Genomic DNA, 12,643 nt, shown 5'->3' with positions numbered 1-12,643 from the left:
GGTTGAGTCTTCAACCAGACATGACTCGCATCAGCATCGTCGGAGGCACCGGGTACGCCGGCGGCCACATCGCCCGGGAGGCCGTGTCCCGCGGCCACGAGGTGACCTCGTGGTCGCGCCACGAGCCCACCGAGCCGCTCGACGGCGTGACCTACCGCACCGGCTCCCTGGCCGACCCCGACGTGCTGGCCGAGGCCGCCCGCGCCGACCAGCTCGTCGTCGCCGTGCACGGAGCCGACGTGGACGGGCGGCCCCTGTCCGCGCTGACCCCGGGCCTCATCGACGCCGCCGTCGCCCAGGGCACCCGGCTGTCCTTCGTCGGCGGCGCCGGCTCGTCGTACGTCGCCGAGGGCGGCCCGCGCCTGGTCGACACCCCGGACTTCCACGAGGAGTGGAAGCCGGAGGCCCTCTCGCACGCCGACGTGCTGGCCGAGCTGCGCGCCGCGCCGGCCGAGCTCCAGTGGTTCTACGTCAGCCCGGCCGCACTGTTCGGCTCCTACGCGCCCGGCGAGGCGACAGGGGAGTACCGCACCGGCGGCGATGTCCTGGTGACCCAGGAGGACGGGAGCTCGGAGATCTCCGGGGCCGACTTCGCGACGGCCTTCGTCGACGAGATCGAGCGGGTCGCGCACCCCAACCAGCGCTTCACCGTCGGGCACTGAGCCTCAGTCGGCGAACCAGGCCAGGCCGCCGGTCGCCCAGACGGCGCCCAGCCCCACGGCGTACGCCGCCACCAGCGTCAGCGTGACCGCGGCCGGCCGGACCGTCTCCGGGCGCCGGAGGGCGCCGAGGCTCGCGCAGCCGGCGAGCCCGGCCGCGACCGGCCCGAGGAGCACGACGGCGTCGGCGGCGACCAGCCACACCGACGGCAGGTGGTCCCAGCCGGCGCCGAGCGGCAGCACGAAGGCCACGAGCCCCAGCAGGCACGCGGCCGCGACCCCGGCGGCGAGCCGGGTGTCCGTGGTGGTCACGGCCACAGGATGGCAGCCGTCGCTGCCGGGCGCCACGATCGGGCACAGTGAGGTCATGACTGCCGACGAGACCACCCGGGCCAAGGGGAGCGAGCTCCTCCGCCTCCACCAGGACCCCACGCTGCTCACCGTCGTCAACGTGTGGGACGTGATCTCCGCGAAGACCGTGGCCCAGGTCGAGGGCACCCGGGCGCTGGCCACGGCCAGCCACTCGATCGCGGCGTCCTTCGGCTACGAGGACGGCGAGAACATCCCCCTCGACCTGCACCTGGAGCAGATCGCGCGCATCGTCGGCGCGACCGACCTGCCGGTGACCGCCGACCTCGAGGGCGGGTACGGCGACGCCCCGGAGACCGTGCGCCGCGCGATCGGGCTCGGCGTGGTCGGGGCCAACATCGAGGACCAGATGAAGCCGCTGGCCGAGGCGGCCCAGCAGGTCGAGGACATCATGCGGGTGGCCGAGCAGGAGGGTGTCGACTTCGTCCTCAACGCCCGCACCGACGCCTTCCACCTGGGCCGCGACAACGACCCGCAGGACAACCTCAAGGCGGCGATCGAGCGCGGCAAGGCCTTCCTCGACGCCGGGGCACCCGTCGTGTTCGTGCCGGCCATCCTGACCGAGGAGATGATCGACGAGCTCGTCGCCGCGTTCGGACCGCAGCGGCTCACGACCATCGGCATCCCCGGCCTCCCGCCGCGCGACTGGCAGCAGGAGCACGGCGTGGCGCGCACGTCGTACGGCCCGCTGAGCCAGAACGTCGCCCTCACGGCCCTGCAGGAGCTGGTCGAGGAGGTCCACCGCGGCGGCGGCGTCCCCGGGAACATGCGCATCCTCAACTGAGGTGTCCGACCTCGCCGAGCGGTTCGTGGCGGCGGCCCGGGCCTGTGACGACACCGTCCTGGGCCACCGCCGTCGCGGCCCGGCCGAGACGCTCCGGACGCTGGCCGACGCGGCCGACGAGCTCGGGATCGACCAGTGGGACCGCTACGGCGACGGCGGCGCGGTCGCGCGCGTCGAGGCCGAGGTGGCCGAGCTGCTCGGCCGGCCCGCGGCGGTCTTCTTCGTCAGCGGGACCATGGCCCAGCAGGCGACGCTGCGCGCGTGGTGCGAGCGGCGCGGCTCGGACCGGGTGGCGATCCCCGACCTGGCCCACCAGCTGCGCCACGAGAGCGACGGGCCGCGGCTGCTCCAGGGGTTCCGCTTCGAGACCCTGACCACCGGCTGGGCCACCGCGACCGCCCCCGACCTGCTCGCGCTGCCGGCCGCGGACCGGCTCGGCGCGGTCCAGCTCGAGCTGCCGCTGCGCGAGGCCGGCTGCCTGCTGCCGGAGTGGGACGAGCTCGTCGACTTCTCCGAGGCCGCCCGCGGTCTCGGGGTGCCCTTCCACGTCGACGGCGCCCGGCTGTGGGAGGCCCAGCCGTTCTGGGACCGCGCGCTGCGCGAGATCACGGCCCTCTTCGACAGCGTCTACGTCTCGTTCTACAAGGGCCTGCGCGGCATGGCGGGCGCGGCCGTCGCCTGCGACGAGGAGCTCGCCCGCGAGCTGCGCACGTGGCGCCAGCGGATGGGCGGGACGCTCTACGGCCTCACGCCGTACGCCGTCGGCGCGCTCGTCGGCCTGCGCGACGAGCTGCCGCGGATCGGTGACGAGGTCGCCTGGGCGCAGGCCCTGGCCGGCGAGCTGGTCGCCCGCGGCTTGCGGGTCCAGCCGGAGCCGCCGCACACCACCACCTTCCTGCTCTTCGCCGAGGCCGACCCCGACGTCGTGACCGAGCGCACGGTGGCGTTCATGGCCGAGCGCGGCACCGTGCCCTGCAACCCCTGGTGGGCCGCCCGCGCACCGGGCACGGCCATGACCGAGGTGACCGTGGCCGGCGCCGCGCTCGACCACGACCCGGCCACCGTCGCCGGCTGGTACGCCGACCTGGTCGCGCCGGGCGACTAGGGTCAGCAGGAGGAGGAGCAGCGATGGCCGACGCGACGGTGGTGCCGGACGACGAGCCGGTCGTGCCCGTCTTCTTCCTCTCCGACAGCACGGGGATCAGCGCGGAGACCATGGGCAACGCCCTGCTCATCCAGTTCCCCGACCTGCGCTTCGAGCGGACCCTGTTCCCGTTCATCACCACCGTCGAGGAGGCCGAGCGCGTCGTCGCGCTGCTGGACGAGGCCATGGACGGCCCGGTCACGCCGCTGGTCTTCACCACCGCCGCCGACGACGTGATCCGCCAGGCACTGGCCCGGACCACGGCGCCGGTCATCGACTTCTTCGACATCCACATGAGCCGGGTCGAGGAGGTCCTCGGCACCCGCGGCCTGCACGAGGCCGCCCGGCTGCACGGCGTCGGCGACGTGCGCAACTACAACAACCGGATGGCCGCGGTCGAGTTCACCATCGAGCACGACGACGGTCAGAGCGTGCGTGGCCTGGACAAGGCCGACGTGGTCCTCATCGCGCCGTCGCGGTGCGGCAAGACGCCGACCAGCATGTACCTCGCCCTGCAGCACGGGCTGTTCGTGGCCAACTACCCGCTCGTCGACGAGGACCTCGACCGCGCGGACCTGCCCGACCTGCTGAGCGACCACCTCGACCGCTGCGTCGGCATCACCACCACCGTGGAGCGGCTCAGCCGGGTCCGCAACGAGCGGCGCCCCGGCTCGTCGTACGCCAGCCAGGAGCAGTGCCGCTGGGAGCTGCGCCGCGCCGGCGAGCTGTACGCCGCGCACCGGATACCGGTCATCGACTCCTCCACCCGGTCGGTGGAGGAGATGTCGACCCTGATCGTGCAGACCCTGACCAAGAACCGGAAGGCGAAGAAGTGAGCGACAACGTGCGGTGGTTCCGTGACCTGGGCATGGGCGACGTCGAGGAGGTGGGCGGCAAGAACGCCTCCCTCGGCGAGATGGTGAGCAACCTGTCCGAGCTCGGCGTGCAGGTCCCGGACGGGTTCGCCACCACGGCGGCGGCGTACCGCTCCTTCATCGGCACTGATGTCGATGGAAGGGGCGGGCTGGCCGAGCGGATCAGCGGCTTGCTCGAGGACCTCGACACCGACGACGTGCGGCGGCTGGCCGAGGTCGGCCGCGAGATCCGCACCGCGGTGGTCGAGCAGCAGTTCCCGGACGACCTCGAGCAGGACATCCGCGACGCCTACGACCAGCTGGTGGAGGAGAGCGGCGAGGAGCCGTCCTTCGCGGTCCGCTCCAGCGCGACGGCCGAGGACCTGCCCGACGCCTCGTTCGCCGGGCAGCAGGAGACCTTCCTCAACGTCCGCGGCATCGAGGCGGTGCTCACCGCGATCCGCGAGGTCTTCGCCTCGCTCTACAACGACCGGGCCATCGCCTACCGCGTCCACCACGGCTTCGAGCACGACGAGGTCGCGCTGTCGGCCGGTGTGCAGCGGATGGTCCGCTCCGACGTCGGGGCCTCCGGAGTCCTGTTCACCATGGACACCGAGTCGGGCTTCCAGGACGCGGTCTTCGTGACCGCGGCCTACGGGCTCGGCGAGGGCGTGGTGCAGGGCGCGGTCAACCCCGACGAGTTCTACGTCTACAAGCCCGCGCTGCGCGAGGGTCGCCCCGCCGTGCTCAAGCGCGGGGTGGGGGACAAGGCGACCAAGATGGTCTACACCGACGACGCGACCGTCGGGAAGACCACCGAGTTCGTCGACGTCGACCCGGCCGAGCGCAAGCGGCTGTCGCTCACCGACGAGGAGGTCGAGGAGCTGGCGCGGCACGCGCTGACCATCGAGGACCACTACGGCCGGCCCATGGACATCGAGTGGGGCAAGGACGGTGTCGACGGCGGGCTGTTCATCCTCCAGGCCCGCCCCGAGACGGTGCAGTCCCGCGCGTCCGGCACCCTCGAGCGGTACTCCATGCCGAAGGCCGCCCGCGCCGACGCGGAGGTCCTCGTCGAGGGGCGCGCGATCGGCCAGAAGATCGGCGCCGGTGCCGCCCGCATCCTCAAGACCGTGGACCAGATGCACGAGTTCGTGGCGGGCGAGGTGCTCGTCGCCGACATGACCGACCCCGACTGGGAGCCGATCATGAAGCGCGCCTCGGCCATCATCACCAATCGCGGCGGCCGCACCTGCCACGCCGCGATCATCGCCCGCGAGCTCGGCATCCCCGCCGTGGTCGGCACCGGCTCGGCGACCAAGGAGCTGGCCGACGGCCGCGAGGTCACCGTCTCCTGCGCCGAGGGCGACACCGGGCTGGTCTACGACGGCATCCTGGACTTCGCCGTCGAGCGGACCGAGCTGTCAGAGATGCCCGACCTGCCGGTCAAGATCATGATGAACGTCGGCACGCCCGACCAGGCCTTCGCCTTCGCCGCGCTGCCGCACCGCGGCATCGGGCTGGCCCGGCTGGAGTTCATCATCAACCGCCAGATCGGCATCCACCCCAAGGCGCTGCTCGACCTCGAGCGCGACCCGTCCTCGCTCGACGACGACCTGCGCCGCGAGATCGAGGACCAGATCGCCGCCTACCCCGGCCCGCGCGAGTTCTTCGTCCAGCGCGTCGCCGAGGGCATCTCGATGCTGGCCGCCGCGTTCGCGCCGTACCCCGTCATCGTGCGGATGAGCGACTTCAAGTCCAACGAGTACGCCAACCTGCTGGCCGGTCCGGCGTACGAGCCGGAGGAGGAGAACCCGATGATCGGCTACCGCGGCGCGTCGCGGTACCTCTCACCCGACTTCGCCGACTGCTTCGCCATGGAGTGCGAGGCGCTGCGCCACGTGCGCGACGACATGGGGCTCACCAACGTGTGGGTGATGATCCCGTTCGTCCGCACCCTGGAGGAGGCCTCGGGTGTCATCGACCTGCTGGCCGAGCACGGCCTGGAGCGCGGGCAGAACGACCTCAAGGTCGTGATGATGTGCGAGGTCCCGTCCAACGCCGTGATCCCCGAGCGGTTCCTCGAGCACTTCGACGGCTTCTCCATCGGCTCCAACGACCTCACCCAGCTCACCCTCGGCATCGACCGCGACTCCTCGCTCGTGGCCGCCGGCTTCGACGAGCGCAACCCGGCCGTGCTCGCGCTGTTGGAGCGGGCGATCAAGGCCTGCAAGGAGCAGGGGAAGTACGTCGGCATCTGCGGCCAGGGTCCCTCGGACCACCCCGACCTCGCCGAGTGGCTGCTCGAGCAGGGCATCGAGTCGATGAGCCTCAACCCCGACACCGTCGTCGACACCTGGCTGCGGCTGGCCGGTCAGAAGGCCTGACCGCCTCCGGACGCACGACGAGGCGGGCGCCCTGGAGGACGCCCGCCTCGCGCGGTGCGGCTAGGCCGTGATGGCCTCGGTCCGGCCCTCGACGGTCTCGGCGCCGCCGATCGAGATCTTGCGCGGCTTGGCCTTCTCCGCCACGGGGACGACGAGCCGGAGCACGCCGTTCTCGTAGGCCGCCTCGATGCGCTCGAGGTCCAGGTTGTCGCCCAGGACCAGCTGGCGGCTGAAGGCGCCGCGCGGGCGCTCGGTGGCCAGCATCTCCCAGTCGCCGTTGCGGCTCACGCGCTCGGCGCGGACGGTCAGCACGTTGCGCTCGACGTCGAGGTCGATGGTCTCCCTGCTGACGCCGGGCAGGTCGAACTCGATGACGAAGCGGTCGCCCTCGCGCCACGCGTCCATCGGCATCACCGCGGGACGGCTCGTGGTGCCGAGCAGCTGCTGGGTCAGGCGGTCGAAGTCGCGGAACGGGTCGGTCGTGCGGAGCAGCATGGTGTCCTCCTGGTTCTGGTCGGGTCGGGGAGCCTGGTGGCCCGTCGATCTGTATTGATAGATACATATTTGTTGTAGCGCGCGGGTCAGGTACTGTCAAGCCCGTGCCGGGCCGTCCCACGGGTGTCTTCGCGATCTCCGTCGCCGCCGAGATGGCGTCGATGGAGATCCAGAACCTGCGCGTCTACGAGCGCCGGGGCCTGGTCGAGCCCGAGCGCACGCCCGGCGGGACGCGGCGCTACAGCGAGGCCGACGTGGACCGGCTGGTCCGCATCGGCGAGCTGCTGGCCGAGGGGCTCAACCTCGCGGGCATCGCGCGGGTGCTGCAGCTCGAGGCGCGGGTGGCGCGGCTCGAGCGCGACAACGCCCGGCTGCGCGAGCGCGACTAGCCCGCCGGCGCGAGGCGTACGCCGGGCGAGCCGGCCAGCAGCGCGCGCGCCGTCTCGAGCTCGACCGGGCGCGACCACAGGTAGCCCTGGCCCAGGGCGCACCCGGCCTCCCGCAGCCAGTCGGCCTGACCGGGGTCCTCGACGCCCTCGGCGACGCTGGTCAGGCGCAGCGCGCGGGACATGGCCAGGATGGCGCTGACCAGGGCGTCGTCGCGGTCGTGCTCGAGGCGGTCGACGAAGGACTTGTCGACCTTGAGCACGTCCACGGGCAGTCGGGCGAGGTGGGACAGCGAGCTGTAGCCGGTGCCGAAGTCGTCGATGGCCACCCGCACGCCCTGGCGGCGCAGGGTGGTCAGCGCGGTGACGCCGGCCTCGACGTCGGAGAGCAGCGCGGTCTCGGTGACCTCGAGGGTCAGCCGGTCCGGCGCCAGCCCGGAGTCGGCCAGCGCGCTGCGCACCAGCGTGACGAAGCCGGGGTGCACGAGCTGGCGCGCCGAGACGTTCACGGCCACCGACGGTCGGTGCGTGGAGCTCTGGAGCGACGCGGCGTCGCGCACGGCCGTGCGCAGCACCCAGGTGCCGAGGCGCACGATCAGCCCGGTCTGCTCGGCCAGCGGGATGAACTCCAGGGGCGGGACCACCCCCCGGGTCGGGTGCGGCCAGCGGACCAGCGCCTCGAACCCGGTGACGGCGCCGGTCGCGAGGTCCACGGTCGGCTGGTAGTGCAGGGCCAGCGCGCCGTCGTCGACGGCGGCCTCGAGCTCGCGACGCAGCGTCAGGGTCTCGAGGGCGCGCTCGTGCGCGGCCGAGTCGTAGACCGCGAGCCCGCCCTTGCCCCGCTCCTTGGCGGCGTACATGGCCACGTCCGCGTGGCGCATGGTGGCGGCGCCGTCCTCCTCGCCGGGCACGGCCTCGGCCAGCCCGACGCTGGCGCGCACGGTGTGGGTGTGGCCGTCGAGGGTGACCGGCTCGGCCACCGCGACGAGCAGCCGGTGCGCGAGCTGCGAGGCGGTGGTGAGGTCGGTGTCCTCGAGCAGCACGGCGAACTCGTCGCCGCCGAGCCGGGCCGCGGTGTCGCCGGGCCGGACCCCGGCGGCGATCCGGGCCGCCACCGCGACCAGCAGCTCGTCGCCGGTCGCGTGGCCCAGGCTGTCGTTGACGTGCTTGAAGTCGTCGAGGTCCACGAACAGCACGGCCAGCGGTCGCGGGGAACCGGAGCGCCGGCTGAGCGCGTGGTCGAGCCGGTCGGTGAACAGCTGTCGGTTGGCCAGGCCGGTGAGCGAGTCGTGGAAGGCCTGCCGGGCCAGGTCCTCCTGCAGGCGCGCCCGCTCGGTCACGTCGCGCACGGTCAGCACCCAGCCCTGGACGGTGGGCTCGTCGCGCAGGTCGGTGAGCGTGCCCTCCGCCACCAGCGCGCGGCCGTCGGCGTGGTCCATCCGCAGCTGGAGCTCCTGCTGCCGCCCGGGCCGCGCGGAGCTCACCACGTGGAGGATCTGTGGGCGGTCCGCGGCGGCCACCAGGTCGAGCAGGCCGCCACCGAGGAGGTCGTCGGCGTCGTGGCCGAGGACGTGGGCCGCGGCCGGGCTGACGTACGACGCGCGCGCGTCCGGGTCGAGGATGGCGACCACGTCGGAGCTGCTCTGCACCAGGGCGTGCAGGCGCCGCTCGCCGGCGTCGGCGGCCTTGCGCTCGGTGAGCTCGCGCTCCACGCCGCGGTGCTTGGCGACCAGGCGCCGGAAGTAGAGCCACCACCCGACCGAGACCACCAGCAGCAGGACCACGAAGATCCCGGTCACCTTGCGGTCCACCGTGCTCTGCTCGTCGGCCACCGCGTCCCCGGCGACGTCGACCTCGTCGCTCAGGCCCTGCAGGTCCTCCGGCGTGCCCGAGGCGCGCCAGGTGTCCAGTCGTGCGGTCAGGGCCTCGGCGTCGGCCACCCCGCTGCCGGCGAGGTCGCGGACCGCCTCGGCCACCGCGGCGTCGTCCGCGCCGGGTCGCCACACCGCGACCGCCACCGCGGCACGGGCCTGCGCGCGGTCGCGGGCGTCCGCGCCGTCGTCGAGGTGGAACAGGGCCTGGAGGAGCACGAACTCGGTGACGATGAAGGCCACCGAGACCAGCACGAAGGCCGCGCTGCGCGTGCGCGAACGCCCCGCCGAGCCCGTCATCCGCCCCGCCCCCCTCTGCGCCGCGCCCAGTCGCGACGAGACTCCATGGTCACCCGATCGGGTGGCTTCGTCGGCGGAACGGCTCGGCCCGCCGGACTGGACTGGTCCGGTGGGCCCGGGTCCTCAGTTCAGGCGGACGTGCGCGGCGTTGAGGGCGGTGGCGAAGCCGGTCCAGGCGACGTACGGCGCCAGCGCGGCGGCCGCCGCCGGGTCGCGGCGGACGGTCTCGCGCAGCAGGGCCAGGTTGAGCGCGTCGAGCACCGCGATGGTGGCCAGCCCGCCGCGCGGCGACCGGGCGGTGAAGAAGGCCCAGCACCAGCCGGCGTTGACGGCGAGGTTCGCGCCGGTGAGCGCGAGGTAGCGCCCGCGGCGCTCCTCCTCGGCCGCGGCCGCGCGACCGGTGCTCCACGCGATCGCGGCGTACAGGGGCGTCCAGACGAGCGGGAAGGCGACCGCGGGCGGCTGCCAGGAGGGCTTGCGCAGCGCGCGGTACCACGCGCTGTCGGGCTTGGTGCCGAGCGTGCCCACCGCGGCGGCGGCGAGCGTGAGCAGACCGGTGGTCAGGCGGGGAGACATGATCCTCAGCCTCCCAGCCCCTCCAAGAGCCGCTCGAACGGCGTGAACTCCTCGACGGCGTGGGGGCGCGGGCGGCGCAGCACCGCTTCGGCCAGCTCGCCGGCGGCGCGGTCGATGCGGACGCTCAGCTCCGGCGAGGCGAAGTCCTCGCTGGCCGCGAACACACCGGTCGGGACCGGCACGGCCCGCAGGTAGGCGAACAACGGGCGCAGCGCGTGCTCGAGGACGAGCGAGTGGCGGGCGGTGCCCGCGGTCGCCGCCATCAGCACCGGCGTGCCGTCGAGCGTGCCCGGGTCGAGCACGTCGAGGAAGGACTTGAACAGCCCGCTGTAGGACGCGCTGAACACCGGCGTCACCGCGATGACCGCGTCGGCGCGCGCCACGGCCTCGACGGCGTCGGCCAACGCCCCGGTCGGGAACCCGGTCAGCAGGTTGTCCGCGATCGGGTGCGCGAGGTCGCGCAGCTCGACGTGGGTGACCTCCGCATCGGGCAGCTGCGCGACCACGGCGGCGGTGAGCCGCTCGGCCAGCAGGGTGGTGGAGGACGGGACGCTCAGTCCCGCCGAGACGACGACGAGGCGGGTCACGCCACGACCTCCTGCTCCTCGTGGACCGGTGCGCCACCGACGGCCGGGTGGACGGGCGGGTCGGACGGCACGTGCGCGGGACGCAGCGCCTCGAACTCCTTGCGCAGCGCCGGCACGACCTCCTCGCCGAGCAGGTCGAGCTGCTCGAGCACGGTCGTGAGGGGCAGCCCGGCGTGGTCGACGAGGAACAGCTGGCGCTGGTAGTCGCCGGCGTACTCGCGGAAGCCGAGGGTGCGCTCGATGACCTCCTGCGGTGAGCCGACGGTCAGCGGGGTCTGGCTGGTGAAGTCCTCGAGCGACGGGCCGTGGCCGTAGACCGGAGCGTTGTCGAAGTAGGGGCGGAACTCGCGGACGGCGTCCTGGCTGTTCTTGCGCATGAAGACCTGTCCGCCGAGGCCGACGATGGCCTGGTCGGCGGTGCCGTGTCCGTAGTGCTCGAAGCGGCGGCGGTAGAGGTCGACCATCCGCGCGGTGTGCGACGGCGGCCAGAAGATGTGGTTGGCGAAGAAGCCGTCGCCGTAGTAGGCGGCTTGCTCGGCGATCTCGGGCGAGCGGATCGAGCCGTGCCACACGAAGGGCGGGACGCCGTCGAGCGGGCGCGGGGTGGCGGTGTAGCCCTGGAGCGGCGTGCGGTGCTTGCCCTCCCAGTCCACGACGTCCTCGCGCCAGAGGCGGTGCAGCAGGGCGTAGTTCTCGACGGCCAGCGAGATGCCGTCGCGGATGTCCTTGCCGAACCACGGGTAGACCGGGCCGGTGTTGCCGCGGCCCATCATCAGGTCGAGGCGGCCGTCGACGAGGTGCTGGACCTTGGCGTAGTCCTCGGCGATGAGCACCGGGTCGGTGGTCGTGATCAGCGTGGTCGAGGTGCTGAGCAGCAGCCGCTCGGTCTGCGCACCGATGTAGGCCAGCGTCGCGGTGGGGTTGGAGGCGATGAACGGCGGGTTGTGGTGCTCGCCGGTGGCGAACACGTCCAGCCCGACCTCCTCGGCCTTCTTGGCGATCGCGACCGTGGCCTTGATCCGCTCGAACTCGCTCGGCGTGCGACCCGTGGTCGGGTCGGTGGTGACGTCGCCGACGGTGAAGATCCCGAACTGCATGGCTGGCTCCTCGGAAAGTAGTGCAAGATGCAACTACTCGAACACGGAGAGGTCCTCGGGCATTCCCGGCGCCTGGTCGGTCCCGTGCACGATGACCGCGTCGGCGCCGGCGCCGGCCAGCTCCCCGACGCGCGCCGAGATCTGCTCGGCGGACGAGTCCGGGGCCAGCGGGGCGAAGGCGTAGACCTGCGCGTCGCCGACCAGCTCGCGCGCGCGGCGTACGACGTCGGGGTCGGTCACGGTGTCGAGCAGCACCCCGTCGGCGACCTCGGCGGCCAGCTCGATGGTCTTGGGGCCGCGGGCGCCGACCAGCAGCCGCGGCGGCTCGGCGGGCGGCCAGTCCAGGGCCACGGCGTCGAGGGAGACGTAGCGGCCCGAGACGGTGACCGTCTCTCCGCGCAGCAGGTCGCGGACCGCGGTGGTGTGCTCGCGCAGCAGGGTCATCGGCGAGTCCACCCCGGCGCCGACCTGGCGCATCCAGTCGAGCACGCCGTGGCCCACGGTGACGGTCAGCCGACCGGGGAACATCCGGGCGAGGGTGGCGATCTCCATCGCGGCCAGCGCCGGGTTGCGCAGCGGCACGGGGAGCAGCCCGATGCCCACGTGCAGCCGCTCGGACCAGGCCAGCGCGCTGGTGGCCGCGGTGAGCCCGCCGTTGCGGAAGCAGTCCTCCCAGAACCACAGCTCGCCCACGCCGGCGGCCTCGGCGCGCTCGACCGCGGCCCGGAGCTCCTCGGGTGGCTGCTCGGGACGGAAGACGACGCCGGTGGTGACCATGGTCCGAGCCTGCCATCCCGGGCCGACAGCGCCGCCCGCGCCGGGCGGGCCGTCCGGGGCGGCGGGCTGGTGCGTTCGGGTGGAGGCCACCAGTGCGCCGGGCGCGCCCGGGTCATGCCGTCGTGGCCCGTCCGGGTGGTTCGCCGGGCTGGTCCTTGGCAGCGCTTCCCGCACCCGTCTACGTTCTGCGAGCGAGGACGCGGAGCCCCCTGGGGAGGGAGCGCGCCGGACGACGGCAGACCCCTGCCGCCGCCCGTCGTGTGGCGAGGCGGACTCACCAGGCGCGTCGCCGCCCCATGCGGCGACGCACACGCGACGGCCCCCCTCCGGATCTGCCCGGAGAGGGGCCGTCGTGCT

General features: G+C 73.3%; 13 protein-coding genes. 6 read left to right on the top strand and 7 right to left on the bottom strand.

Features of this window, described 5'->3' with window-relative positions; all coding sequences use genetic code 11:
• Positions 1-20 precede the first annotated feature (20 nt).
• The gene (locus tag G5V58_RS13800; protein WP_165233687.1) at positions 21-662 is read left to right on the top strand and encodes an NAD(P)-dependent oxidoreductase; all 642 of its coding nucleotides are present in this window, start codon (positions 21-23) and stop codon (positions 660-662) included.
• Between the two features lie 3 nt (positions 663-665).
• Here G5V58_RS13800 and G5V58_RS13795 read toward each other — a convergent pair whose 3' ends face one another.
• Positions 666-971 (bottom strand): hypothetical protein, encoded by a 306-nt coding sequence (locus G5V58_RS13795; protein ID WP_165233684.1) that lies wholly within the window; start codon positions 969-971, stop codon positions 666-668.
• 55 nt (positions 972-1,026) lie between these two features.
• On the opposite strand from G5V58_RS13795, the gene G5V58_RS13790 reads away from it, so the two are divergent.
• Genes G5V58_RS13790 through ppsA form a run of 4 tightly spaced genes read left to right on the top strand, consistent with a single transcriptional unit; the run spans position 1,027 to position 6,197 of the window.
• Positions 1,027-1,812 carry an isocitrate lyase/PEP mutase family protein gene (locus G5V58_RS13790; protein WP_165233681.1) on the top strand — a complete coding sequence of 262 codons (786 nt, stop codon included), beginning with the start codon at positions 1,027-1,029 and terminating at the stop codon, positions 1,810-1,812.
• 1 nt (position 1,813) lies between these two features.
• Positions 1,814-2,917: a threonine aldolase family protein gene (locus G5V58_RS13785; RefSeq protein ID WP_165233678.1), complete on the top strand. Its 1,104-nt coding sequence runs from the start codon at positions 1,814-1,816 to the stop codon at positions 2,915-2,917.
• A gap of 23 nt (positions 2,918-2,940) precedes the next feature.
• On the top strand, positions 2,941-3,792 hold the full coding sequence (locus G5V58_RS13780) for a pyruvate, water dikinase regulatory protein (protein WP_165233675.1): 852 nt from the start codon (positions 2,941-2,943) through the stop codon (positions 3,790-3,792).
• The gene (gene ppsA, locus G5V58_RS13775) at positions 3,789-6,197 is read left to right on the top strand and encodes a phosphoenolpyruvate synthase (RefSeq protein ID WP_165233671.1); all 2,409 of its coding nucleotides are present in this window, start codon (positions 3,789-3,791) and stop codon (positions 6,195-6,197) included. Before G5V58_RS13780 ends, ppsA begins: the two co-directional genes overlap by 4 nt.
• A gap of 60 nt (positions 6,198-6,257) precedes the next feature.
• Here ppsA and G5V58_RS13770 read toward each other — a convergent pair whose 3' ends face one another.
• The gene (locus G5V58_RS13770; RefSeq protein ID WP_165233668.1) at positions 6,258-6,692 is read right to left on the bottom strand and encodes an Hsp20/alpha crystallin family protein; all 435 of its coding nucleotides are present in this window, start codon (positions 6,690-6,692) and stop codon (positions 6,258-6,260) included.
• Between the two features lie 104 nt (positions 6,693-6,796).
• Here G5V58_RS13770 and G5V58_RS13765 point away from each other — a divergent pair, with 104 nt between their 5' ends.
• Positions 6,797-7,081 (top strand): MerR family transcriptional regulator, encoded by a 285-nt coding sequence (locus tag G5V58_RS13765; RefSeq protein WP_230486621.1) that lies wholly within the window; start codon positions 6,797-6,799, stop codon positions 7,079-7,081.
• Here the strand turns inward: G5V58_RS13765 and G5V58_RS13760 are convergent.
• The 5 genes from G5V58_RS13760 to G5V58_RS13740 form a co-directional block, all read right to left on the bottom strand.
• Positions 7,078-9,249, bottom strand: a complete 2,172-nt coding sequence (locus G5V58_RS13760) for a putative bifunctional diguanylate cyclase/phosphodiesterase (RefSeq protein ID WP_165233665.1) — start codon at positions 9,247-9,249, stop codon at positions 7,078-7,080. The two genes, G5V58_RS13765 and G5V58_RS13760, sit on opposite strands and share 4 nt — an antisense overlap.
• Positions 9,250-9,372: 123 nt before the next feature.
• Positions 9,373-9,825 (bottom strand): TspO/MBR family protein, encoded by a 453-nt coding sequence (locus G5V58_RS13755; protein ID WP_165233662.1) that lies wholly within the window; start codon positions 9,823-9,825, stop codon positions 9,373-9,375.
• A gap of 5 nt (positions 9,826-9,830) precedes the next feature.
• Positions 9,831-10,412 carry an FMN reductase gene (locus tag G5V58_RS13750; protein ID WP_165233659.1) on the bottom strand — a complete coding sequence of 194 codons (582 nt, stop codon included), beginning with the start codon at positions 10,410-10,412 and terminating at the stop codon, positions 9,831-9,833.
• Positions 10,409-11,509 carry an LLM class flavin-dependent oxidoreductase gene (locus G5V58_RS13745; protein WP_165233656.1) on the bottom strand — a complete coding sequence of 367 codons (1,101 nt, stop codon included), beginning with the start codon at positions 11,507-11,509 and terminating at the stop codon, positions 10,409-10,411. The genes G5V58_RS13750 and G5V58_RS13745 overlap by 4 nt, the downstream gene beginning before the upstream one ends.
• Positions 11,510-11,542: 33 nt before the next feature.
• The gene (locus tag G5V58_RS13740) at positions 11,543-12,286 is read right to left on the bottom strand and encodes an LLM class flavin-dependent oxidoreductase (RefSeq protein ID WP_165233653.1); all 744 of its coding nucleotides are present in this window, start codon (positions 12,284-12,286) and stop codon (positions 11,543-11,545) included.
• Positions 12,287-12,643: the final 357 nt, after the last annotated feature.

Source organism: Nocardioides anomalus, from assembly GCF_011046535.1.
In the GTDB taxonomy this organism is placed as follows: domain Bacteria; phylum Actinomycetota; class Actinomycetes; order Propionibacteriales; family Nocardioidaceae; genus Nocardioides; species Nocardioides anomalus.
The sequence above is the reverse complement of the archived record's forward strand: the minus strand, read 5'-3'. Positions and strand labels throughout refer to the sequence as shown.